At 68.6% G+C, this 21,204-nt stretch carries 20 protein-coding genes; 10 read left to right on the top strand and 10 right to left on the bottom strand.

Annotation, left to right across the window (positions count from 1 at the left end; translation table 11 throughout):
- The first annotated feature begins 265 nt into the window (after nucleotides 1-265).
- The 5 genes from ACFXN1_RS30775 to ACFXN1_RS30755 all read left to right on the top strand — a co-directional run bounded on the left by ACFXN1_RS30775 (nucleotide 266) and on the right by ACFXN1_RS30755 (nucleotide 5,866).
- The gene (locus ACFXN1_RS30775; protein WP_379400763.1) at nucleotides 266-1,171 is read left to right on the top strand and encodes an Ig-like domain-containing protein; all 906 of its coding nucleotides are present in this window, start codon (nucleotides 266-268) and stop codon (nucleotides 1,169-1,171) included.
- 374 nt (nucleotides 1,172-1,545) lie between these two features.
- Nucleotides 1,546-2,475: a carbohydrate ABC transporter permease gene (locus tag ACFXN1_RS30770; RefSeq protein WP_379400819.1), complete on the top strand. Its 930-nt coding sequence runs from the start codon at nucleotides 1,546-1,548 to the stop codon at nucleotides 2,473-2,475.
- Nucleotides 2,476-2,543: 68 nt separating this feature from the next.
- Entirely contained in the window at nucleotides 2,544-3,335 is a 792-nt protein-coding gene (locus tag ACFXN1_RS30765) for a carbohydrate ABC transporter permease (RefSeq protein ID WP_379435985.1), read from the top strand.
- Between the two features lie 19 nt (nucleotides 3,336-3,354).
- Complete coding sequence (locus ACFXN1_RS30760; protein WP_379400764.1) at nucleotides 3,355-4,686, top strand: ABC transporter substrate-binding protein; 1,332 nt, start codon at nucleotides 3,355-3,357, stop codon at nucleotides 4,684-4,686.
- Nucleotides 4,687-4,786: 100 nt separating this feature from the next.
- Entirely contained in the window at nucleotides 4,787-5,866 is a 1,080-nt protein-coding gene (locus tag ACFXN1_RS30755; RefSeq protein ID WP_379435892.1) for an ABC transporter ATP-binding protein, read from the top strand.
- A gap of 42 nt (nucleotides 5,867-5,908) precedes the next feature.
- On the opposite strand, the gene ACFXN1_RS30750 is transcribed toward ACFXN1_RS30755, so the two are convergent.
- The 3 genes from ACFXN1_RS30750 to ACFXN1_RS30740 are packed head-to-tail and all read right to left on the bottom strand — an operon-like array spanning nucleotide 5,909 to nucleotide 9,205.
- Nucleotides 5,909-7,891 carry a M13 family metallopeptidase gene (locus tag ACFXN1_RS30750; protein ID WP_379435891.1) on the bottom strand — a complete coding sequence of 661 codons (1,983 nt, stop codon included), beginning with the start codon at nucleotides 7,889-7,891 and terminating at the stop codon, nucleotides 5,909-5,911.
- A 50-nt stretch (nucleotides 7,892-7,941) separates the two neighbouring features.
- On the bottom strand, nucleotides 7,942-8,322 hold the full coding sequence (locus tag ACFXN1_RS30745; protein WP_379435889.1) for a DUF397 domain-containing protein: 381 nt from the start codon (nucleotides 8,320-8,322) through the stop codon (nucleotides 7,942-7,944).
- 31 nt (nucleotides 8,323-8,353) lie between these two features.
- Nucleotides 8,354-9,205: a Scr1 family TA system antitoxin-like transcriptional regulator gene (locus tag ACFXN1_RS30740; protein ID WP_354849086.1), complete on the bottom strand. Its 852-nt coding sequence runs from the start codon at nucleotides 9,203-9,205 to the stop codon at nucleotides 8,354-8,356.
- Nucleotides 9,206-9,295: 90 nt separating this feature from the next.
- Between ACFXN1_RS30740 and ACFXN1_RS30735 the strand changes: the two genes are divergently transcribed.
- Nucleotides 9,296-9,769: a hypothetical protein gene (locus tag ACFXN1_RS30735; RefSeq protein ID WP_379400768.1), complete on the top strand. Its 474-nt coding sequence runs from the start codon at nucleotides 9,296-9,298 to the stop codon at nucleotides 9,767-9,769.
- On the opposite strand, the gene ACFXN1_RS30730 is transcribed toward ACFXN1_RS30735, so the two are convergent.
- Both ACFXN1_RS30730 and ACFXN1_RS30725 read right to left on the bottom strand, forming a co-directional pair.
- The gene (locus tag ACFXN1_RS30730) at nucleotides 9,759-10,253 is read right to left on the bottom strand and encodes a DUF4190 domain-containing protein (protein WP_379400769.1); all 495 of its coding nucleotides are present in this window, start codon (nucleotides 10,251-10,253) and stop codon (nucleotides 9,759-9,761) included. The genes ACFXN1_RS30735 and ACFXN1_RS30730 overlap by 11 nt on opposite strands.
- Nucleotides 10,254-10,262: 9 nt before the next feature.
- Nucleotides 10,263-11,036 (bottom strand): pirin family protein, encoded by a 774-nt coding sequence (locus tag ACFXN1_RS30725; protein ID WP_379400770.1) that lies wholly within the window; start codon nucleotides 11,034-11,036, stop codon nucleotides 10,263-10,265.
- Between the two features lie 281 nt (nucleotides 11,037-11,317).
- On the opposite strand from ACFXN1_RS30725, the gene ACFXN1_RS30720 reads away from it, so the two are divergent.
- The 3 genes from ACFXN1_RS30720 to ACFXN1_RS30710 all read left to right on the top strand — a co-directional run bounded on the left by ACFXN1_RS30720 (nucleotide 11,318) and on the right by ACFXN1_RS30710 (nucleotide 14,921).
- A complete protein-coding gene (locus tag ACFXN1_RS30720) occupies nucleotides 11,318-11,788 on the top strand; it encodes an NUDIX hydrolase (protein ID WP_379400771.1) in 471 nt (156 codons plus the stop codon).
- The gene (locus ACFXN1_RS30715; RefSeq protein ID WP_379435888.1) at nucleotides 11,785-13,131 is read left to right on the top strand and encodes a hypothetical protein; all 1,347 of its coding nucleotides are present in this window, start codon (nucleotides 11,785-11,787) and stop codon (nucleotides 13,129-13,131) included. The genes ACFXN1_RS30720 and ACFXN1_RS30715 overlap by 4 nt, the downstream gene beginning before the upstream one ends.
- A 119-nt stretch (nucleotides 13,132-13,250) precedes the next feature.
- A complete protein-coding gene (locus ACFXN1_RS30710) occupies nucleotides 13,251-14,921 on the top strand; it encodes a DUF4185 domain-containing protein (RefSeq protein ID WP_379435886.1) in 1,671 nt (556 codons plus the stop codon).
- Between the two features lie 39 nt (nucleotides 14,922-14,960).
- Here ACFXN1_RS30710 and ACFXN1_RS30705 read toward each other — a convergent pair whose 3' ends face one another.
- Genes ACFXN1_RS30705 through ACFXN1_RS30695 form a run of 3 tightly spaced genes read right to left on the bottom strand, consistent with a single transcriptional unit; the run spans nucleotide 14,961 to nucleotide 17,321 of the window.
- Nucleotides 14,961-15,824, bottom strand: a complete 864-nt coding sequence (locus tag ACFXN1_RS30705; RefSeq protein ID WP_379400775.1) for a biotin-dependent carboxyltransferase family protein — start codon at nucleotides 15,822-15,824, stop codon at nucleotides 14,961-14,963.
- Nucleotides 15,821-16,552, bottom strand: a complete 732-nt coding sequence (locus ACFXN1_RS30700) for an allophanate hydrolase subunit 1 (RefSeq protein ID WP_379435885.1) — start codon at nucleotides 16,550-16,552, stop codon at nucleotides 15,821-15,823. The genes ACFXN1_RS30705 and ACFXN1_RS30700 overlap by 4 nt, the downstream gene beginning before the upstream one ends.
- A gap of 16 nt (nucleotides 16,553-16,568) precedes the next feature.
- Complete coding sequence (locus ACFXN1_RS30695) at nucleotides 16,569-17,321, bottom strand: LamB/YcsF family protein (RefSeq protein WP_379435883.1); 753 nt, start codon at nucleotides 17,319-17,321, stop codon at nucleotides 16,569-16,571.
- A gap of 131 nt (nucleotides 17,322-17,452) precedes the next feature.
- On the opposite strand from ACFXN1_RS30695, the gene ACFXN1_RS30690 reads away from it, so the two are divergent.
- Nucleotides 17,453-18,364, top strand: coding sequence for an NAD-dependent epimerase/dehydratase family protein (locus ACFXN1_RS30690; protein WP_379435882.1), 912 nt, complete (start codon nucleotides 17,453-17,455; stop codon nucleotides 18,362-18,364).
- Between the two features lie 17 nt (nucleotides 18,365-18,381).
- On the opposite strand, the gene ACFXN1_RS30685 is transcribed toward ACFXN1_RS30690, so the two are convergent.
- Together ACFXN1_RS30685 and ACFXN1_RS30680 are read right to left on the bottom strand one after the other, a co-directional pair.
- The gene (locus ACFXN1_RS30685) at nucleotides 18,382-19,563 is read right to left on the bottom strand and encodes a sulfate/molybdate ABC transporter ATP-binding protein (protein WP_379435880.1); all 1,182 of its coding nucleotides are present in this window, start codon (nucleotides 19,561-19,563) and stop codon (nucleotides 18,382-18,384) included.
- Nucleotides 19,564-19,567: 4 nt separating this feature from the next.
- Entirely contained in the window at nucleotides 19,568-21,187 is a 1,620-nt protein-coding gene (locus ACFXN1_RS30680; protein ID WP_379435879.1) for a DUF885 domain-containing protein, read from the bottom strand.
- Nucleotides 21,188-21,204 lie beyond the last annotated feature (17 nt).

The following is a 21,204-nucleotide window of genomic DNA, read 5'->3' as shown; positions in this document are numbered from 1 at the left end:
AGGTTTCGGGAAGTGGGCACTCCGAAAGCGGCCGCGCCGGTGTCACTTTCGGGGAATCGCCGATGTCATCGGCGCATTCGCGCCAGTCGAGTAACCAACCCGCAGACCCGTGACGCAGTGCACACCAGTTAGTCGGTATGCATAACTGGCAGAAGCCAATTGGCTTGCCGGACGGATCGCTGTAGTAATGGACGCGGGTTGGGACCTGCGCGGGTGAAGTGTGCCCGCAATCTGCGTGTGAACGAGGATCTGAGAGGACCGAGCTGTGCGCCATACCCGGTATCGGAAAACGGGACTGATCGCCCTCGCCGCCGTCGCGGCGACCGGAGCAGTGGTGGCAGCACCCGCCTCAGCGACTCCGCTATGGCCGGGCGGACCGGACGTACCTGGCGTGCCCTCCGCGGTCATGCCGCAGCCCGAGCCGGGCTCGCTGCCCACCGACCCGAACGCCAAGGCGCCGATTCCGCCCGCCAACTTCGCGGCCCCGAACGTCAGCCCCGGTGACGGGGATGTGGTCGGCGTGGCCATGCCGATCATCATCAACTTCAAGGACCCGGTCGGCGATCACGCGGCCGCCGAGAAGTCGATTCGCATCACCTCCACCAACAAGGTGAGCGGCCACTTCTACTGGATGGGCGACAAGCAGGTGCGCTGGCGGCCCGAGGACTTCTGGCCGGCCGGCTCCAAGGTGACCGTCCAGGCGGGCGGCACCGACGTCGCCTACCAGATCGGCGACGAGTTCATCACCACCGCCGACGACACCACCCACGAGATCACCGTGACCCACAACGGCGAGGTCGTGAAGACCATGCCGACCTCCATGGGCAAGAAGGATCACGAGACCCCGAACGGCACCTACATCATCAGCGAGAAGAACCGCAAGATGATCATGGATTCCTCCACCTACGGTGTGCCGGTGACCGATCCGCAGGGCTACAAGCTCGAGGTCGAGTACGCCACCCGCATGTCCAACAGCGGCATCTTCGTGCACGCCGCCCCGTGGAGCGTTGCGCAGCAGGGCGTTTCGGACACCTCGCACGGCTGCCTGAACGTCTCCACCGAGGACGCCAAGTGGTTCCAGGAGAACGTGAAGAAGGGTGACCCGGTGATCGTCAAGAACACCAACGGCGGCACCTTCTCCACCAGCGACGGCTGGGGCGACTGGAACTGACGCCTCCCCCGCCTCTCCGAGCCTTCAGCGCACGGCAGAGAGCCGCTAACTCTCATGCACGCGTGCCGGCGGTTGAGAAGCGAACCGATTTCGGGGGTACCCGGTGAGTTACCCGGACACTTGCGAAATCAGTTGTCACCTTTATGGCGAGCGTCCCGCCCATTTGGGCGCGACGCTCGCCCGTTCTTGCTGTTGGCCGGCCGTTCACATGAATTCGGTCTCGAAACAAGTTGGGCGGTCGTACGATTCGGCGCATGTCCGCGCCGCTCGAAGGTGTGACCGGTGAACAGTCGGTGGCGCGCGCCGATCGACAGTTCAGCGATCTTCCATCCGGAATTAACCAGTCGGTAGCCCCGAACCGCAAGGCTGCGCGGGTGCGATCTTGGCCCGAACGAGTACTCCCGACGCCCCCGGGGCGCGGGTGGCGAAGCAGACCCTGGCAGGACCATGCGCTCTTCGTGGTCCTGGTCGCGCCGAACCTGATTCTGCTGGGGCTGTTCGTCTATCGGCCGCTGGTCGACAATATCCGCCTGTCGTTCACCGACTGGAACATCTCGGCGACCAGCCTGAACTGGGTCGGTTTCGACAACTACACCGAGTGGTTCGGCCGCGACGACTCCTGGCAGATCGTCGGCAATACGGTGATCTTCACCGTCGCCGCCGTACTCGGCAGCATGGTGCTGGGACTGGCGCTGGCCCTGCTGCTGGATCGCAAACTGTTCGGGCGCAATGTGGTTCGATCCGCTATCTTCGCGCCCTACGTCATCTCCGGCGCGGCCATCGGCGTCGGCTTCCAGTTCATCTTCGACCCCGGCTTCGGCCTGGTCCCGGATCTGCTGGAGCGAATGGGGATGCACTCACCCGACTTCGCGCAGAACCCGCACTGGGCGCTGTTCATGATCACGGTCACCTATATCTGGAAGAACCTGGGCTACAGCTTCGTCATCTATCTGGCGGCGCTGCAAGGGGTTCGGGCCGACCTCATGGAGGCCGCCGAGATCGACGGCGCGAGCCGCTGGACCACCTTCACCCGGGTGTTGCTGCCGCAGCTGCGACCCACCACCTACTTCCTGTCGATCACGGTGCTGCTCAACTCACTTCAGGTCTTCGACCTCATCAATGTGATGACCCGTGGCGGGCCCATCGGCACCGGCACCACCACCATGATCTATCAGGTCTATCGCGAATCCTGGGTGAACCAGCGGGCCGGATACGGGGCGGCCGTCGCCACCATCATGTTCCTGGTGCTGCTCATCGTGACGCTGGTGCAGGTGCGCATCATGGACCGAGGGGACGAGAAGTGAACCGGCTCGACGCGCTGAGCGCTTTCCGCGACCGGGAACTGTGGGCCAAGGTGTTCGGCTACGCCGCCATGGCGTGCGTGCTGATCATCGTCGGCGTCCCGCTGTACTACATCCTCACCCGCTCCTTCATGGCGCACGGGGAGGTCTACTCCCAGCCGGTCAGCTACTGGCCCGAGCGCTGGCTGGCGTCGAACTACCACGACGCCACCACCACGCTGCCGTTCTGGCAGTTCCTGCGGAACTCGATCATCGTGACCGGCATCGTCTCGGCGGTGAAGTTCGTGCTGGGCGTGCTCAGCGCCTACGGCCTGGTGTTCCTGCGCTTCCCCGGCAAGAACATCGTGTTCCTGGTGATCATCGCGGCGCTCATGGTGCCCAACCAGATCACCATCATCTCCAACTACGCGCTCATCGCCCAGCTGGGCTGGCGAAACACCTTCCAGGGCATCATCGTTCCGCTCTGCGGCGTCGCCTTCGGCACCTTCCTGATGCGCAATCACTTCCTGTCGCTGCCGAGCGAGGTCATCGAGGCCGCGCGGATGGACGGCGCGGGCTGGTGGCGGCTGCTGACCCGGGTGGTGCTGCCCATGTCCGGACCCACCATGGTGGCGTTCGCGGTGGTCACGCTGGTGAACGAGTGGAACGAATACCTGTGGCCGTTCCTGATGGCCGACGACGCGCGGGTGGCCACGCTGCCGGTCGGCCTGACCCTGCTGCAGAACACCGAGAACCCGAGCGTCACCAACTGGGGTCCGGTCATGGCCGGGGTCATCCTGACCATGCTCCCCATCCTCATCGTCTTCCTGGTGCTCCAGCGCCAGATGATCAAGGGCCTCACCTCAGGTGCGGTCAAGGGTTAAGTCCCAGAAGGAGATTCCTGTGTCGGATTCACGTTTTCCCGCTCTTTCACGACGCGGGTTTCTCGGCTTGGCGGGCGCGGCCGCGGGTGCGGCGGCGCTGACCGCGTGCGCCGGATCCGGTGGCGGCGGCACGCAGGGCGGTGACTCGAAGACCATCACCTTCTGGTCCAACCACCCCGGCACCTCCAAGGACCAGGAGACCGAGCTGATCAACCGGTTCCAGGCCAAGTACCCGGACCTGAAGGTCAATCTGGTGGACGCGGGCAAGAACTACGAGGAGGTCGCGACCAAGTTCAACGCCGCGCTCTCCGGTGGTGAACTGCCCGACGTGGTCATCCTGTCCGACGTGTGGTGGTTCAACTACGCGCTCAACGGCACCATCGAGCCGCTGGACAGCCACTTCTCCGCGGCCGGGGTGAACGTGTCCGACTACGTGGACACCTTCGTCGGCGACTACAAGTTCAACGGCAAGACCTGGGCGCTGCCGTACTCGCGCTCGACGCAGATCTTCTACTACAACAAGGACGTCTGGGCCAAGGCCGGACTGCCCGACCGCACGCCGAACAGCTGGGACGAGTTCGACGAGTGGGGCCCGAAGATCCAGAGCGTGATGGGCGACGGCAAGTGGGCGCACGGCTGGGGCGACGCCAAGAACTACCTGGCCTGGACCTTCCAGGGTCCGTGCTGGACCTTCGGCGGCGCGTACTCGGACGAGTGGAAGCTGAAGTTCAACGACCCGGCCACCATCAAGGCCGGAAACTACCTGCGCGACTCCATCAATACCAAGAAGTACGCCAGCATCCGGCCCACCTACGCCGTGGACTTCGGCAACGGCATCATCGCCTCGGCCATCGGCTCCACCGGAGACCTGAAGAGCATCAACACCAATGCCGCGGGCAAGACCCAGTTCGGCACCGGCTTCCTGCCGCACCCGAACGGGCTGGCGGGCTGCACCACCGGCGGCGCCGGCCTGGCGATCCCGTCGCGGATCAGCGACGCCCGCAAGGAGAACGCGCTGAAGTTCATCGAGTTCATCACCAATGCGGCCAACACCTCGTACTTCTCGCAGGCCACCGGCTATGTGCCGGTGCGCAAGTCGGCGCAGCAGGATCCGGGCATGCAGGACTTCCTGGCCAAGAACCCGAACTTCAAGACCGCGATCGACCAGCTGCCGCTGACCAAGCCGCAGAACTACGCGCGCGTGTTCGTGCCCGGCGGCGACCAGATCATCGGCACCGGGCTCGAACAGATCGGCCTGCAGAACCGGGACACCGCAGCGGCTTTCGGCGATATCGCCAACCAGCTGCAGACGATCATCGACCGGCAGATCACGCCCAAGCTGCCCAAGTAAGAGACGCACCCGCACGCTGACGTCAGGGGCCGGAGGCCGCAGCGCCTACGTAACCACGGCGGCCCCGGCAGCGTGAGCATTGGACAAGGAGAGCGCCGGCATGGCGACTGTGCAGTTCGAGGGAGTTTCCCTCACCTATCCGGGTGCGCCCGGCCCCGCGGTCGACGACCTGAACCTGGACATCGCCGACGGCGAATTCCTGGTGCTGGTCGGGCCTTCGGGCTGCGGCAAGTCCACCAGTCTGCGCATGCTGGCGGGTCTCGAAGCGGTGACCGCCGGGCACATTCGGATCGGCGGACTCGACGTGACCGGCCTGCCGCCGCGTTCACGCGACGTGGCCATGGTGTTCCAGAGCTACGCGCTCTACCCGAATATGACCGTGGCCGAGAACATGGGATTCGCGCTGCGCAATGCGGGTATGAGCAAGGCCGACACCAGGGTTCGCGTCACCGAGGCGGCGGCCATGCTGGAGCTGGTGGACCTGCTCGACCGCAAGCCCGCACGGCTGTCGGGCGGCCAGCGCCAGCGCGTCGCCATGGGCCGGGCCATCGTGCGGCGGCCGCAGGTGTTCTGCATGGACGAGCCGCTGTCGAATCTCGATGCCAAGCTGCGGGTTTCGACCCGCTCGCAGATCGCGGCCCTACAGAAGCGGCTGGGCACCACCACCGTGTACGTAACCCATGATCAGGTCGAGGCCATGACCATGGGGCACCGGGTCGCGGTGATGAAGGACGGGAAGCTGCAGCAGATCGCCGCTCCCCGTGAGCTTTACGACGATCCGGTCAATACCTTCGTCGCCGGATTCATCGGCTCGCCCGGCATGAACCTGCTGACCGCGCCGGTCCGCGACGGTGCGGCTGTATTGAACGACCTGCGAATTCCCCTGCCGCACAATATCGACGGCAAGAACGTGATCGTCGGCATCCGGCCCGAATCCTGGGAGGTCACCACCGATGCGGGCAATGCGCTCGCGGTCGAGGTGGAACTGCTCGAGGAGCTCGGCTCGGAGTCGTTCGTCTACTCGCACGGCGTGGCCGACGAATGGTCCAGCCGCTCCGGCCGGGTGGTCGCGCGGGTGGATCGGCGCTTCCAGGTCGCGCTGGGCGACCGTCTGCTCCTGACGCCCAAGCAGGACGAACTCTTCTTCTTCGACGCGGAAACCGAAGAGCGCCTGCGCTAGCCGGCCGGGGCCCCCGCCACCTCGGCGAGGGCCCGGTCCGGGCTACCAGATCTTCACGCGCTCAGCGGGATCCAGATAGAGCTCGTCACCCGGCCGCACATCGAAGGCCTGGTGGAAGCTGTCGAGGTTGCGGACCACGCCATTGCAACGGAACTCCGGCGGCGAGTGCGGGTCCACGGCGAGGCGGCGGATGGCCTCCTCGGTGCGCGCCTTGGTGCGCCACACCTGTGCCCAGCCGAAGAACACCCGCTGCAGGCCGGTGAGTTCGTCGAGGACGGGGGAGTCCTGGCCCTCGATGGCGATCCGGTACGCCTCCAGGGCGATCGAGAGACCGCCCAGGTCGCCGATGTTCTCACCGATGGTGAACTCGCCATTGACCTTGTGGTCCGCCGACAGGTCCTTGGGGGAGAACTGGTTGTACTGGTCGATCAAAGCCTTGGTGCGCTTGCCGAATTCGGTGCGGTCCGACTCGGTCCACCAGTCGACCATATTGCCGTCGCCGTCGTACTTGGAGCCCTGATCGTCGAAGCCGTGGCCGATCTCGTGCCCGATGACCGCGCCGATACCGCCGTAGTTGGCGGCGTCGTCGGCATTCATGTCGAAGAACGGGGGCTGCAGAATGGCCGCCGGGAAGACGATCTCGTTCATGCCCGGGTTGTAGTAGGCGTTCACCGTCTGCGGGGTCATGAACCATTCGCCGCGGTCCACCGAGCCGCCCAGCTTGTTCAGGTCGCGGTCGTGCTCGGCGGCGTAGCCGCTGCGGTAGTTGCCCACCACGTCGGCCGGATCCACGGTGACCGCGGCGTAGTCACGCCACTCCTCCGGGTAGCCGATCTTGGGGGTGAACTTCTCCAGCTTGGCCAGTGCGGCCTGCCGGGTGTCCGGGCCCATCCACTCCAGCTCGGAGATATTGCGGCGGTAGGCCTCCTGCAGGTTCGCCACCAGCTCGACCATGCGGGCCTTGGCCTCCGGCGGGAAGTGCCGGGCCACATAGAGCTTGCCCACGGCCTCGCCCAGCAGGTCCTGCACCAGGGAGACGCCGCGCTTCCAGCGCTCCCGATTCTCCTGCGCGCCGGTCAGGGTGCGGCCGTAGAAGTCGAAGTTGGCCTCCACCAGATCCGCGGTCAGGTACGGCGCGCGGGCCTTCACCACCCGCCAGGCCGCCCAGGCCTTCCAGTCCGCCAGCGATTCCGAGGCCCACAGCTGGGCGAAGGTGCGCACGTAATCGGGCTGGCGCACGACGAGTTCCGCGAACAGCTCTGCACCGGAGCGATCCAGTCCCGCGGCCAGCGCGGAAGTCCAGGCGGTCCAGTCGAATTCCGGGTTCTCGGCGGCCAGCGCGTCGAAAGTGGTGAGGTTGTAGCTCAATTCGGCATCGCGGCGGCGCACCACGTCCCAGTGACCCGCGGCCAGCTTGGTCTCCAACTCGAAAACCCGCTGGGCGTCATGGTCCAGCCCGGCCAGCTCGAACATGCGGCGGATGTGGGCGACGTACTTCTCGCGGATCTCCGCGTATTCGTCCTTGTGGTAGTACGACTCGTCGGGCAGGCCGATACCGGACTGGGTGGCGTGCACCAGATACCGGGCGGAGTTCTTGTCGTCGGTGTCGACGTAGAAGGCCAGCGCGCCGCCCACGCCGGTGCGCTGCAGGCGGCCGATGAGCGCGGCGAAGTCCGAACGGTCGGCGACGCCGGCCACGGCGGCCAGCTCCTCGGCGATCGGGGTCAGGCCCGCCGCCTCGATGGCCTCGTCGGCCATGAAGCTGTTGTAGAGATCGCCGATCTTGCGCTCTTCGGTGCCGGGCGCGGCATCGGCCGCCGAGGCGTCCTGGATGATCTTCTGCACATCCAGTTCCGCCTGGTCGTAGAGCGTGCGGAAGGCACCGTCCACCGCCCGGTCGGCCGGTATCTCGTAGCTCTCCAGCCATTTGCCGTTGACGTGCGCGAACAGGTCGTCCTGCACCCGTACGTCCGCGTCACGGAAGGACAGGTCGATACCGGAGGGAGGCGTCAGCTGCGAAGTCACGCAAACCAGTATGCACAGATCCGCCTCCCCGCGACTTGGGCGCAGGCAGCTCAAGCGGGCACTGGTATCCGGTCGAACTCCCCGTCGCGGGCCCCGGCGACGAAGGCGCGCCATTCGCCGGGGGTGTAGACCAGGGTGGTGTCGCGGTGCCGGAGGGTGGTGTGGCCGTCCGCACCGGTCTCCGCGCTGAGCGCGGTGCGGAGGGAGTGGCGGCCCAGCACAGCGGCCAGGAATGTCATCCATTCGGTCGCGGCGACGGTGATGATGGGCTCGTCTTCAGGGCGATGTTCCGGATTGCGCCGGTACTTGCTGTCGCGAATGAGCACCGCATCACCGTCGAATCGAACCTCCACGCACTGATTTCCGTTATTGGTACGGGACGACGTGAACCAGCCGCGGGTTACCGGCTGATAGTTCGCGGTGTTTAGCATGGGCAGCATTTTACCGTTACGCATGCGTATCCTACCCTTGCGAATAGCGTTTGATGAGCTCCAAAGATTCTGCGCGACCGAGAGATTGGTCGAGCGCACGCACAAATGCGAACCGCAGATCGCGAATCTGCGACGAATCCTCCACCGCCCCACCGAAAACCGCGCTCTCCACCCAGGTGAACGTCGGAAGATTCTCGGAAGCGAAATCCAGCAGATGGAAACTCGACCCGCCCAGCAGTGCGCCGCGGGTCGCGGTGAACGGAATCACCCGCACCGAAATGGAATCCAGCTCGTCCAGCAGTGTTGCCAGATGTTCCAGTTGCCCGCGCAATACTTTCGGGCCGCCGATCTGCTGTAGCAGCGTGGCCTCGCCGATCACCGCGGTGAGTTCCACCCGGTCGTCGCCGCGCAGCCGTTCCTGCCGCTTCAGCCGCACCGCCACCAGCTGTTCCACCTGGACGGGACGGATCATGACGTCGGCGCTGATGAGCGCCCGCGCGTATTCCTCGGTCTGCAACAACCCGGGCACCACCAGGCTGTCGTAGCTGCGGATGCTCTCCGCGCCCAGCTCCATGCCGTAATACCGTTGCAGCTCCGGCCCGATCAGCGCCGAGGACCTGGCCCACCAGCCGCGCTCCTTGCTCAGCGCCAGCAGTTCCAGCAGTTCCGCGCGTTCCTCGCCCTCCACCTCGAGCAGCTCCAGCACCGGGCCGATGGTGGTGGCCGTGAGAACGCGCCGGCCCTTCTCCACGTGCGACCAGTTGGCGGGGGTGAAGCCGACACGCTTGGCGAAGGTCGCCGAATCGAAGCCGCACTGCTCACGCAGTTCGCGCAATCGCAGGACCAGCTCCCACCGGGCGACGGTGGGCGAGACGGGAGCCATGAGCAGTGATGCTACGCTGGGGAACTCGCTGGCGTGTGACTATTGTCATACCGATAGCCCGGACCTAAGGTCGGTAGCAGGAGGTTCGCCATGAGCGCGCTGGACCCGTCCTCGTATACCGCCACCCAGGAAGCGCTGGCCCGGTGCCGGCACTATCGCAAGGAGCACGGCCTCTACGGCGTGGTGGACTCGACACTGAGCCGAATCATGTTGGAGGTCGGGGCCGTCGGGGCCGTAACCATGCCCGCCGACCTGGGCCACCGGGTCCGCGACCACCTGGTCGCCCGCCGCCGCTGCGGGCCCGTCATCGCCCACCCGCGCTCGGGCCGCTGGACCTTCCTGACCGGCCCCACGGACGACTCGTATCACGACACCGCTTTGTTCTCAGACCTTTTCCGCGATTGCGCGTCCGTAGCGCAGCCGGGCAGCACCATCGTGCTGCCGTCTCCCGCGGACGAGCACAGCGCCTACCGGACGTGGATTCACCCACCGGAAGGGGACTTTCGCCCCGAACTGGCCGAGGTGCTGGCCGCCACCCGCGAGTGCCATCCGGTCAGCGGGTAGGCGCGGGCGTCAGCGTAACGCTGAACTTGTCCTCGACCCGCTTGTTGAATTCCTCCTGGCACTGCTGAACCTTGGAGCTGTCGCCGCCGGCCTTGTTCAGGCAGTCGATCAGGTCGGTGCCGCCGGTGTCCTTGAAGACGACCCACACCAGCACGCCGACCAGAATGCCGCCGATCAGGCTGATGGCTCCCATGATCGCGCCCGCCAGCGCCATTCCGAAGCCGCCGGACGTACCGCGGCGCGCCTTCGTCGCGGCGATCACGCCGAGAATGATCGCGAGCACGCCGCACAGGACGCCGACGATGGTGAGCAGCACCGTCCAGAAGGTGAGCAGACCCAGGATGCCGAAGACCATCGCGGTGATCGCCATGCCCTTGCGCTGCGGCGATTCCTGCCAGTACTGCGGTCCGCCGGGCGGCGGATAGTTTCCGGGCGGAGGCGGCGGGTACTGGCCGTACTGCCCCGGTGGCGGGTACTGGTTCATGCGTCGATGCTATTGCCCGCCGAGTCGGGCATGCATTTCCCACACCAGAATCTCCGACGGCATGTTCGCGGTGACCCGCTGACCTCCGCTGCGCGTCAACCGCACCGCGTCGCCCTCGTACAGGGTGCCCGCCCCCTCCATCTCGACCTCGCCGCGCGCGATGAAGACATGCAGGTAGGGGGCTTCCGGCAGGCGGATCTCAGCGGCGTCGCCGGACATCCGGGCCACGTGCAGGGCGGAGTGGCTGCTGGCGATGGCGATGGCGGTGCGGTCGCGGTAGCGGGGCAGGCCCGAGGCCACCGTGATCAGGCCGCCGCCGGCCAGCTCGTCGTCGATCTCCAGCTGCTGATAGCCGGGGGTCAGCCCGGAATCGTCGGGCACCACCCACATCTGGACGAAATGCACCGGCTCCTGGTGTTCGGGCGCATTGCTGAACCGCCAGGAATCGTTCTTCTCCGAATGCAGGATGCCGGTACCGGCGCTCATGCGCTGGGCCAGGCCGGGATAGATGACCCCGCTGTGCCCCAGCGAATCCTGATGGACCAGGCTGCCGCTCAGCACCCAGGTGACGATTTCCATGTCCCGGTGCGGATGGGTCTCGAAGCCCTCGCCGGGCAGGACGATGTCCTCATTGTTGACCAGCAGCAGGCCATGGTGGGTGTTGTCGGGATCGTAGTGTTCCCCGAACGAGAACGAATGCTTCGAATCCAGCCACGACACACGGGTTTTCATGCGGTCGCCGCCACGATGGATATCGATGTGTGGTGTCGTGAGGGTGGACACCGCCGTACTCCTCTCACCGGCGAGCACCGATCGGATTCCAGGGTAGGGGCCGATACGGCGGCCCAACCTGAATTCCGGGTTAAATTCTAGCGTGAGAGCAGCGCTGCTCCGCACGCCGCCGACCAGGTACTACGCTCTCGGCAACCGGTCCGGGCAAATGCCCGGCGATTGTGAGTGCGCGGCGGTGACGCCCGCCCGCACACCGTCGTACCCGCCAGCGGGTTTCGGTCGGCGACCGTATCATGATGTGCCGCAAGCGAAACGGGAGGGAGAGCAGGGGGATGCGACCCGAGGCACTCGCGGGCATCGAACGCGAGCTCCGACAACAGGCCGAGAGCGAGGGGATCGCTCATTTCGTGGTGGGCGTGGCCGTATTCCGGGACGGCAAACTGCTGGTCGTGCGGCGTGTCGCCGAAGGTTCGCACGGGGGGATGTGGGAACTGCCCGGCGGCGGCGTGGAATCCGGCGAGTCCTTCGCCGACTGCGTGGCCCGCGAACTGTTCGAGGAGACCGGGCTGAGCGTCGTGCGGATCACCGACGTGCTGGGCGGATTCGACTACGCCACCCGCACCAAGTCCCGGGTACGCAAATACAGCTTCGTGGTCGAGACCGAGGCCGCCGAGATCCGGCTGGACCCCCTCGAGCACGACCGCTTCCAGTGGATCGACGCCGACACCGTCGACAACCTGCCCATGGCCGACGATATGCGCGCGGCCGTCTTCGCGCTGGTGACCACGCACCCGTCCCGGTGACCGCGGCGCCGCCGCCGGCCACCCTGCGCGCCCGGCTGGCCGCGGTCGCGACCGGGCTCCGCGAGAATCCCGGCACCCTGCGGCTGACGCTGGTCCGGCTGTCCGGACAGTTCGGCGACGGGATGTTCCAGGCCGCGCTCTCGGGCGCGATTCTGTTCAATCCCGAACGCCAGACCGATCCGCTGGCCATCGCCGGCGGCTTCGCGGCCCTGCTGCTGCCGTACTCGATCATCGGCCCGTACGCGGGCGCGCTGCTCGACCGGTGGGATCGCCGCCGGGTGCTGCTCTACGCGAACGTGCTGCGCGGGCTGCTCATCGTGGCGACCGCGGCGGGCCTGCTGGCCGGGGTGCACGCCACCCCGCTGCTGCTGGGCGCGCTGTCCGTGGTCGGGGTGAGCCGGTTCGTGGGCGCCGGTGTGTCCGCGTCGCTGCCCAAGGTGCTGGCCCAGCGCTGGCTGGTCCCGATGAATTCGGTGCTGGCGACGGTGGCCTCGGGGTGCGCGATCCTGGGCGCGGGCCTGGCCTTCTCGATCATCGGGCTGATCGGGGCGGGCGACTTCGCCTCGGCGGTAGCGGCGGCCGGCAGCGCCTCCGGTTCGATCGCCGGCGGGCTGGTGGTGGCCGGATTCCAGCCCCGCGCACTGGGACCCGACCGCGGCGAGCAGGCCGCGGCGCGGGGCGGGTGGAGCACGGTGCGGGCCATCGCCGCCGGACTGCGCGAGGGCGCCACCGCGGCCTGGCGGTCCCGGGAGGTGACCACGACCTTCCTGGGGATCGGCGCGCACCGCATCGTCTTCGGCGCGGACACCCTGCTGATGGTGCTGGTGCTGCGCCGCGGCGACGAGGCCGCGGTGGGGACCCACCTCGCGAAATTCAGTGCGGCCATCACCGCGACCGGGGCGGGCATGCTCACGGCGGCCGTGGTCGCGCCGGTGCTGATTCCCCGGCTCGGCCGGCCGCGGACGGTGGTGACCGGCCTGGTGACGGCGATCGCGGTACAGCTGGGCCTGGTCACGCCCATCACCGTCGCCACCGGGCACGCCGAGCGGCGGGCGGAGCTGCTGTTGCTGGCGGCGGCCTACCTGCTCGGGCTGGTGGGCCAGGTCATCAAGCTGACCGGGGACGCGGCCATGCAGATCGATATCGACGACGCGCACCGCGGGCAGGTCTTCGCCCTGCAGGACACGGTCTTCAACATGACCTTCGTGCTGGCGCTGGCGGGTACCGCGGTGCTGATTCCGGCGGACGGCCGCTCACCGGCGGTGGTGGTGGCCGCGGCGGCGGTCTACGCGGGCGGCGTCCTGGCCATTGCGGCCAATTCACGCCGACGGGTCGGTACGTAGCCGAAGTAGGTATCGGCTCGGTCACACCCCTCCGGCGACACGGCGAGACGGCTCCGCGGATGCGGCCCGGACGACTACGGTGAGGTGGATCCGATCACGGACGAGGAGACGCACCACGGATGACTGCGCGGCGCTCCGAAGCACCTGCGGCCCTGGCGCTCTCGAGCCTGGCGATGGCCGCGGTCATGCTGCTGCCCGCCACACCCGCCACCGCCGGACCCTCGGCCCCGTGGGCCCCGCCGCCGTTGAACGCCTGCGGCGAAACGGGATTCGATCCGCTGGCCCGCGAACCCGACCCGGATGTGCCACTGCCGCAACCGCAGCCGCAGCCGCCCGACAACACCATCCACATTCAGGTTCCGGTCCCGCAGTTCACGCCGGTCCCCATTCCGGGTCCGCGGCAGGACAACACCCGCATCGATCCCGCGCCACTGCCCGCGGACCCGTGCGTCAATCCGTGCCCGGACCTGCGCAACGACCAGAGTCCCAAGCCGGAAAACCTTGCGCCCGAGAGTGATCCGGCCGACCCGCCGGGCGACCCGGCCGACACCTCCGGAGATCCCGGCACCGGCGATGACCAGCCTGCCCCGGAAGCGGCGCCCGAGCCCACCCCCGCACCGCAGGCCGGCAGCGGCTCCGGCGGGATTCAGCTGCCGCACATCCAGATAGACCAGATTCCGGAGACCGTTCCGATCCCGGTGCCCGGCGGCGATCCCGAGCCACCGCAGCCCCGGCCCGCGCCGGCCGTGCCGCCCCTGGTTCCCGCGCCGGTCGCCGCACCCGTGACCCCGGCCGAACTCGGCTCGCTGGCGCTGGTGAACCAGGTGACCGGGCACGGCTCCACCAATCGCACCGATATGCGCTGGTCGGTGGACGGCACCGACCTCGGCATCATGTGGGAGTCCGAACCCGGGCAGATCGCCGTCGCCTTCGGCGACACCTTCGGCAAGGGCTGGGGACCGATCGGCGCGGGCACCGGGGACCAGGACTGGCGCAGCAACTCCATCGCGTTCAGCAGCAATCGCGATCTCTCCCAGGGCCTGCGGCTGGACGCCTTCGCCCAGGACAGCCGCTGTCACGCCGCCGAGATCCTGAGCAGCCGCAAGGTCGACAACTTCGAGATCACCACCATCCCGACCTCCGGCTTCGCGCTGAACGGGCGGCAGTACCTGACGTACATGTCGGTGGCCCGGTGGAGTCGCCACAAGCCGGGCATGTGGTGGACCAATCTGGGCGGGCTGGCCTGGTCCGACGACAACGGCGCGACCTGGACCAAATCCGATCGGGCGCGCTGGGACAACTTCTTCGGGCTGGGACGGTTCCAGGTCATGGGCATGGCGCCGCACGACGGGTACGTGTACATGTTCGGCACACCCAATGGGCGGTTCGGCACCATCGGGCTGGCCCGGGTGCCCACCGACCAGGTGCTCAACAAGTCGGCCTACCAGTACTGGATCGCCGATACCTGGGTGCCTGCCCTGGGGCCCGACGAACAGCTGGCCACGCCGATCCTGTCCGGGACCGCCGGTGAGCTGTCGGTGCGCTACGACGAGTCGACCGGGCAGTGGCAGATGGTCTACCTGGATCTGGACCACCACGCCATCGTGCTGCGCACCGCCGCCGAACCGCAGGGCACCTGGACCGATCCGGTGACCCTGGTCGACACCGACGACTATCCGACGACCTACGGCGGGTACATCCATCCGTGGTCGAGCGGGAAGGACCTGTACTTCACCATGTCGGCGTGGAACAGCTACAACGTGTACCTCATGCACGCGACGCTGAAGTAGCGACTCCGGCTATCCTCCGGCAGCGCAACGGAATCCGCGTCAGTCGATCTTCCGGAAGCGCAGGGCCTGACCCGGGCGGGCCTGCGCCACGCAGTCCACATCGGCGTCCACCACCACCGCGATCACCGGATAACCGCCGGTGATCGGATGATCCGCCAGGAAGACGACGGGCTGACCGCTGGGCGGCACCTGCACCGAGCCCAAAGCCATGCCCTCCGTGGGTAATTCGCTCGGTACGCTGCGCCGCAGGGCGGGACCGCTGCGCCGGTCCAGCCGCGCGCCGATCCGGTCGGTGTCCGGGGATACCGTCCACTCGCCCGCGAAGAGGGCGGTGGCGTCGGTGAACCAGTCGGCCCGCGGACCGGGCACGGCCCGCACCGTGAGCAGGTCGTTGCCCAGCGCCGGCACCGGCGCGACATCCACGATGGGCAGCGCCCGCGGCGGCTTTCCCACCGGGAGCAGGTCGCCCGGATGCAGCGGGTCGGGGCCGATGCCGGAGAGGGTGTCGCGGCTGCGGGAGCCCAGCACCGGCGCGACCTCGATGCCGCCGCGCACCGCCACATAGGTGCGCAGACCCGTGTCGGCGATACCGAGCCGCAGCCGTTGCCCCTCCTCGATCTCCAGCACGCTGGCCGCGCCCATGCGGCGATCGTCGACGGTGACCGGGGCCGGGGCGCCGGTCACCGCCACCGTGACGTGCTGATCGGCGAGCAGTTCCAGACCGCCCAGCAGCACCTCGATGCCCGCCGCGCCCTCCGGATTCCCGACCAGGCGATTGGCCAGCCGCAGCGAAGCGCGGTCCGCCGCGCCCGCGGTGCCCACCCCGGAGTCGAACCAGCCCGGGCGGCCCAGGTCCTGAATGGTGGCCAGGGGGCCGACCCGGACGACACGTAATCCGCTCATGAGCCTGTCCCCACATCCACGAATCGGACCCGGGCACCGGCGCGCACCAGGGCGGGCGGTTCCCGATCCACATCCCACATCGAGAGGTCGGTGGTCCCGATCAGCTGCCACCCGCCCGGACTGCGGCGGGGGTAGACGGCCGAATAGCCGCCCGCCAGCGCCACCGCGCCCGCGGGGATGGCGGTGCGGGCTCGCGCGCGCCGCGGCACGGTCAAGCGGCCGTCCGGTGATTCGAGATAGCCGAAGCCGGGCGCGAAACCCACGAAGGCACAACGCCATACGGTGCCGGTGTGCTGGGCGACGACCTCGGCCGCGGTCAGGCCGAGCAGGCGCGCGACCTCGGGCAGGTCCTCGCCGTCGTAGCGGACCGGGATCACGAGGGGTTCGACGGGGGCGCCGTTGCCGGCCACCTCATCGAACGGATGGCCGGTCCGGCCCGGCCACCCACCGGGCCGGCCGCGGTCACCGGCGGTGACCCGGGCCGCCGCGTCGAGCCGGACCAGCAAGACCCGCAGCTGCTTTCGCACCGAGATCGCCGACCGCGGCGAATCCAGCGTCACCAGTACGGTTTCCGCGGCGGGCAGGACATCGACCACCCCCGTCGGACGCGGCTGCAGGGCGGACACCAGATCGGCCACCATGGCGCGCAGCGGTGGAATCACCAGCAGCGCACGGTCACCCGCCGCCCGCACCTCGCCGACGTCGTCGAATTCCCCGGGACCGGTCATGGTCATCCACCCCGGATCACGCGAAAGCCCGGACAGGCGTACCGGATTCGTCGAACGCGGCGCGAATCCGGCGGGCCATCTCGACCGCCGCCGGCGTATCGCCGTGCACGCAGATGCTGGCCGCCGTCACCGCCACCGTGCCGCCATCCACGCTGGTCGCCTTGCCGTCCCGCGCGATCGAAAGCGCCTGCGTCACCGCCGCATCCGCACCGAGCACCGCACCCGGCAGTCCGCGCGGCGCGAGCAGACCCTCCGGGGTATAGGCGCGATCGGCGAAACCCTCACCGACGAACGGGGTTCCGGCGGCCAGCGCCGCCCGCTCGAGCTCGGTGCCGGCCGGGCCCAGCAGGGCCAGCCGCGCATCGAACTCCCGCAGGGCCAGGACGATGGCGTCGGCGAGCGCACGGTCGGCGGCGGCCTGGTGATACAGCGCGCCATGGGGTTTCACGTAGCGCACCCGGTCTCCGGCAGCGCGGGCGAAGGCGTCGAGGCTGCCGATCTGATACAGCGTCTCGTCGCGCAGCGCGGCCGGGGCGATCGCGATGGCGCGGCGACCGAACCCGGGCAGATCACGATGGCCGACGTGCGCGCCGATGCGGACGTCCTTCTCGACGGCCAGCGCGCAGGTGCGGCGCATGATGGCCGGATCCCCGGCGTGGAATCCGCACGCGATATTGGCGCTGGTGACCACGTCCAGCATGGCGGCGTCGTCACCCATGGTGTAGTCGCCGAAACCCTCGCCGAGGTCGCTGTTCAGATCCAGCGTCATATGCGTCCTCCAGCTGTTCGTCGTGATCCGATTGTGGGCGCGCCCGCATCCGGCGACAAGGATGTCACGCCAGAAACTGTGTCATGGATCACAGATGTGTGCTGTCACTTCCGGCGGGCATTCCTTGTCCCATGGACATGAACGACACCAAGAACATCCTCCTGGCCGGTGCGAGCGGCGTCCTCGGCGGGCACATCACCCGCGCCCTGCAGGAGCACGGCTACACGGTCCTGTCCCTCGGACGGGGCGCCGGCAACGACGTGGTCGCCGACCTGATGGACCGCGACCGGTTGCTGCGCGCGGTCGAGGGGTTGACCGTCGACACGGTCGTGCACGCGGCCACCGCGCTGCGCAAGGCGCCCATGCGGCACCGGGACATGTACGCCACCGACGACCTGCGCGTCACCGGCACCGCCAACCTGGTGGCGGCCGCACAGCTGGTCGGGGCCCGGCGCATGATCGCCGAATCGATGGTCTTCGGCTACGGCTACCGCGACTTCGGCGACCATGTCCTCACCGAGACCGACGAATTCGGCCGGGGCGGAAAGGGATCGGACGTCCGGCACCTGAAGGGCATGCGCGTGAAGGAGGAGCTCATGCTGAACACCCCTGGCATCGAGGGGATTTCACTGCGCTACGGCTTGTTCTACGGGCAGGGCGGCACCGAATCGATCGTGGAGATGCTGCGCAAGCGGCAGCTGCCCGCGGTGAACGACCACGGGCGCGTGCTGCCCTGGATCAACCTCGCCGACGCGGGCGCGGCCATGGCGTACGCCGTCGAGGGCGGAACCCCCGGCTCGGCCTACAACATCGTCGACGACGGCCCGCTCGGCTTCGGGGCGCACGTGCGGCTGGTGGCCGAAACCTTCGGCACGCCCAGGCCGTTCACCGTGCCCGGCGCGCTGCTGCGGCCCATGGCGTACCTGTACGAGATGACACGGGCGAGCATGCGGGTCTCGAATGCCAAGGCCGAGGCCGAACTCGGCTGGAAGCCACGGTATTCGAACTGCGCCGAGGGCCTGCGCGCCCTGGCTGCCGCCTGAATGGCATCGACGACAGGTCAATACGGGTAGACCTCTACTTCGGTCGCCTTCACCGCGAAGTACACCTCCATCCCGGGGACCACACCGAGCTGGGCCACCGCGGCCGGAGTCAGATCCGCCGCCAGGCCCCCGGCCGCCCCCGGACCGTCCACCCCGCGCACCCGCACCAGACCGCCGCGATCCTCCAGCTCCGCCACCCGCACCCGGAACACATTGCGGGGACTGCCCTCCGGATGCTCCAGGTGCACCGCCACGGCCACCGGCGAGAACACCGCCGCCGCCCGCCCGGCGGCCGTCCACTCGCCCTCGGACCTGCCGAAGACCTCGACCGTCCCGTCCGTGACCGCACCCAGCCCGGCGCTGCCGCCGCTCACGGCCGCACCCATGATCAGGTTGACTCCGGCGATCCGGGCAGCGAACCGGCTGCGGGGCCGCGCCAATACCGCAGCCACCGAACCGGACTCGATCACCCGCCCGGCCTCGAGGACCGCGACCCGATCGGCCAGGGTCACCGCGTCGATGATGTCGTGCGTCACCAGAATCGTGGCGCTGGGCCGGGCATCCGGCAGCGTCACGGGATGCGCGGCGATATCCTGTGCAGTGGCCATCAACTCGCCATTTTCATCCTCCGCACTGCCGGAGGCAGGTTCCCGCAGGACTCTCCGCAGCAGCGCCCGCATGGCGGGCGCCGCAGTCACATCCAACGCGGCCATCGGCTCGTCCAGCAGCAGTACCCGCGGGTGCACGGCCAGCGCGCGGGCCAGGGCCACGCGCTGCGCCTGACCGCCGGACAATGACCCGGGCGACCGGTCCGCGAATTCCTCGGCATCGACGGCCCGCAGCCATTCCCGCGCGAGAGCGGCGGCGGCCCGGCCGCGCACACCCCGGCTGCGCGGCCCGAAGGCCACATTCCCGGCCACCGACAGATGCGGGAAGAGCAGGGCATCCTGCGCCAGCAACGAGACGGCCCGCCGATGCGGCGCCACCGCAATGCCTTTCGCGACATCCGTCAGCACCCGCTCGCCCAGCCGGACCTCCCCCTCGTCCGGAATCACCAGTCCGGCAACCACATCCAGCAGTGTCGACTTTCCCGCACCGTTCGGTCCCAGCACGGCCAGCACTTCCCCGGGCGGAATGTCCAGCCGCACCTCGAAATCCCGGTCCGCCAGGCGCGCGGAGACCGCCAGCCCGCTGGTCATCGAATCAGCTCCCGTCGATCCCGAGCAAGGTGCGCAGATGGCGCGGGGCGGGGGAGCCGTGGGAGAGCATGGCGTCGTGCCAGTCACGCAGGGGAGTGGCGGCCGGGCGAGCCGCAGCCACGGCGGCGACCTCGGTATAACCGACGAAATAGGTCGAGAGCTGGGTGGAGCTGAGCAGGGTGCGGCGCCACTTGCCGGCGGCCTCGCCCTCCTCCTGGAGGCCGCGGTCCCGCATCAGCCGCAGGGCCTCGGCTTCGGTCATGCCGTCGCAGTGCACCGACTTGTCGAGGATGGCGTTGATGGTCATGCGCAGGTGGGACTTCAGCTGCTGCAACCGCACCGGCAGGCCGCCGAAACCGGTGTCGGCCATGAGCTTCTCGGTGTAGACCGCCCAGCCCTCGATGAAGGTGCCGCTCCAGCACAGCGCGCGCACGGGGGTGGAGCCGCGGAAGCGGCGCGACCGGGCGAGTTGCAGGTAGTGGCCGGGCATGGCCTCGTGCACGGTCAGATTGCGCATCATGTGGTTGTTGTATTCGCGATAGAACGAGGTCACCCGCTCGGGCGACCAGTCCGCCGGGGTCGGTGCGATGGCGAAAAAGGTCGGCAGCTCGGCGGTTTCGAGCGGGCCGACCGGATCGCAGTACGCCACCGCCACCCCGCGCGCGAACTCCGGCATCTTCTGGATGACCAGCGGATCCTCGACCAGGGTGGCCAGGTCGTGGTCGCGGACGAAGGCGGTGGCCTCCGCCAGCGCCGCGGCCGCCACCGCGACCACCGTGTCATCGGCCGGTCGGTCCGCCGACAATTGCGCCAGCGCCCGGCGGACGGTCTCCGCATCCGGATTCGCGACACCGAGCAGTTCGCCTGCCGCGGAGCGGATCTCGCCGGTCAGCTGATCCAGGTGCCGGTGCGCGCGGTCCAGGATCTCCCGCGCGCCCAGCTCGGTGTCGAGGGTGTGCCAGAGCTTGGCCTCCCACAGCCTGCGGCCCAGACGCGGATCGCGGTCCGCGCTCTCGACCTGGCCGGTGAGCCACGCGGTGAAGTCGGTCAGCGCCGACATCGCCGCGGTGGCAGCGGGTTCGATCTCGAAGCCGGGCACCTCGGCGGCCAGCGCGGGCACCTGGTCGCGCACCAGCGCGGTTACGCCGCCGAACTGCCCGATGGCGGTCTCGACGTGCACGCGCGGCATCTCGCCGAGCAGCGCGCGGGCGGTGGCCAGCGCGTCGGGCACGGCCGTCAGCCGGTCGCGCAGCGCCGCCAGCCGCACCTCGGCGGGCGCGAACGGGCGCGCCAGCAGGTGGTGGAGCAGCGGTCCGGGATTGTGCACCAGCGGATTCCACTCGTGCTCGCGGATTTCGGTGAGCTCGAACAACAGGCCGTCGACCCGCTGCTGCAGGAGCGCGAGATCGACGCCGTCCGCGGGGGCCAGGTCGTCCGGATCGACCTCGGCCAGGGTGTGCGAGGCCTCGCGCAGCAGCTCGGCGTGCCCGCGCACCGCCTCCGCCGACCAGTCCGGGAGCCGATGATCGGCGCGGTGGTCGCCCACCGAGGCGGCCAGCTGCGGGCCGGCGGTCAGCAGCGCTTCGACGATGCGCTCGGCACGGGAGACGAATATCGGCGACATGGCAGCCACGCTAGCGC

It is taken from the genome of Nocardia sp. NPDC059154, assembly GCF_042755705.1.
Taxonomy (GTDB): Bacteria; Actinomycetota; Actinomycetes; order Mycobacteriales; family Mycobacteriaceae; genus Nocardia.
This window is presented reverse-complemented; position numbering and strand designations above follow the sequence as displayed.

What these genes read in the sequence shown, in the direction of transcription:
- ACFXN1_RS30730 (WP_379400769.1), bottom strand. Translation starts at nt 10,253, where the DNA reads ATGAACCAGTACCCGCCACCGGGGCAGTACGGCCAGTACCCGCCGCCT.
- ACFXN1_RS30710 (WP_379435886.1), top strand. Translation starts at nt 13,251, where the DNA reads ATGACTGCGCGGCGCTCCGAAGCACCTGCGGCCCTGGCGCTCTCGAGC.
- ACFXN1_RS30695 (WP_379435883.1), bottom strand. Translation starts at nt 17,321, where the DNA reads ATGACGCTGGATCTGAACAGCGACCTCGGCGAGGGTTTCGGCGACTAC.
- ACFXN1_RS30765 (WP_379435985.1), top strand. Translation starts at nt 2,544, where the DNA reads ATGGCGTGCGTGCTGATCATCGTCGGCGTCCCGCTGTACTACATCCTC.
- ACFXN1_RS30720 (WP_379400771.1), top strand. Translation starts at nt 11,318, where the DNA reads ATGCGACCCGAGGCACTCGCGGGCATCGAACGCGAGCTCCGACAACAG.
- ACFXN1_RS30700 (WP_379435885.1), bottom strand. Translation starts at nt 16,552, where the DNA reads ATGACCGGTCCCGGGGAATTCGACGACGTCGGCGAGGTGCGGGCGGCG.
- ACFXN1_RS30680 (WP_379435879.1), bottom strand. Translation starts at nt 21,187, where the DNA reads ATGTCGCCGATATTCGTCTCCCGTGCCGAGCGCATCGTCGAAGCGCTG.
- ACFXN1_RS30685 (WP_379435880.1), bottom strand. Translation starts at nt 19,563, where the DNA reads ATGACCAGCGGGCTGGCGGTCTCCGCGCGCCTGGCGGACCGGGATTTC.
- ACFXN1_RS30740 (WP_354849086.1), bottom strand. Translation starts at nt 9,205, where the DNA reads ATGGCTCCCGTCTCGCCCACCGTCGCCCGGTGGGAGCTGGTCCTGCGA.
- ACFXN1_RS30755 (WP_379435892.1), top strand. Translation starts at nt 4,787, where the DNA reads ATGGCGACTGTGCAGTTCGAGGGAGTTTCCCTCACCTATCCGGGTGCG.
- ACFXN1_RS30745 (WP_379435889.1), bottom strand. Translation starts at nt 8,322, where the DNA reads ATGCTAAACACCGCGAACTATCAGCCGGTAACCCGCGGCTGGTTCACG.
- ACFXN1_RS30735 (WP_379400768.1), top strand. Translation starts at nt 9,296, where the DNA reads ATGAGCGCGCTGGACCCGTCCTCGTATACCGCCACCCAGGAAGCGCTG.
- ACFXN1_RS30705 (WP_379400775.1), bottom strand. Translation starts at nt 15,824, where the DNA reads ATGAGCGGATTACGTGTCGTCCGGGTCGGCCCCCTGGCCACCATTCAG.
- ACFXN1_RS30690 (WP_379435882.1), top strand. Translation starts at nt 17,453, where the DNA reads ATGGACATGAACGACACCAAGAACATCCTCCTGGCCGGTGCGAGCGGC.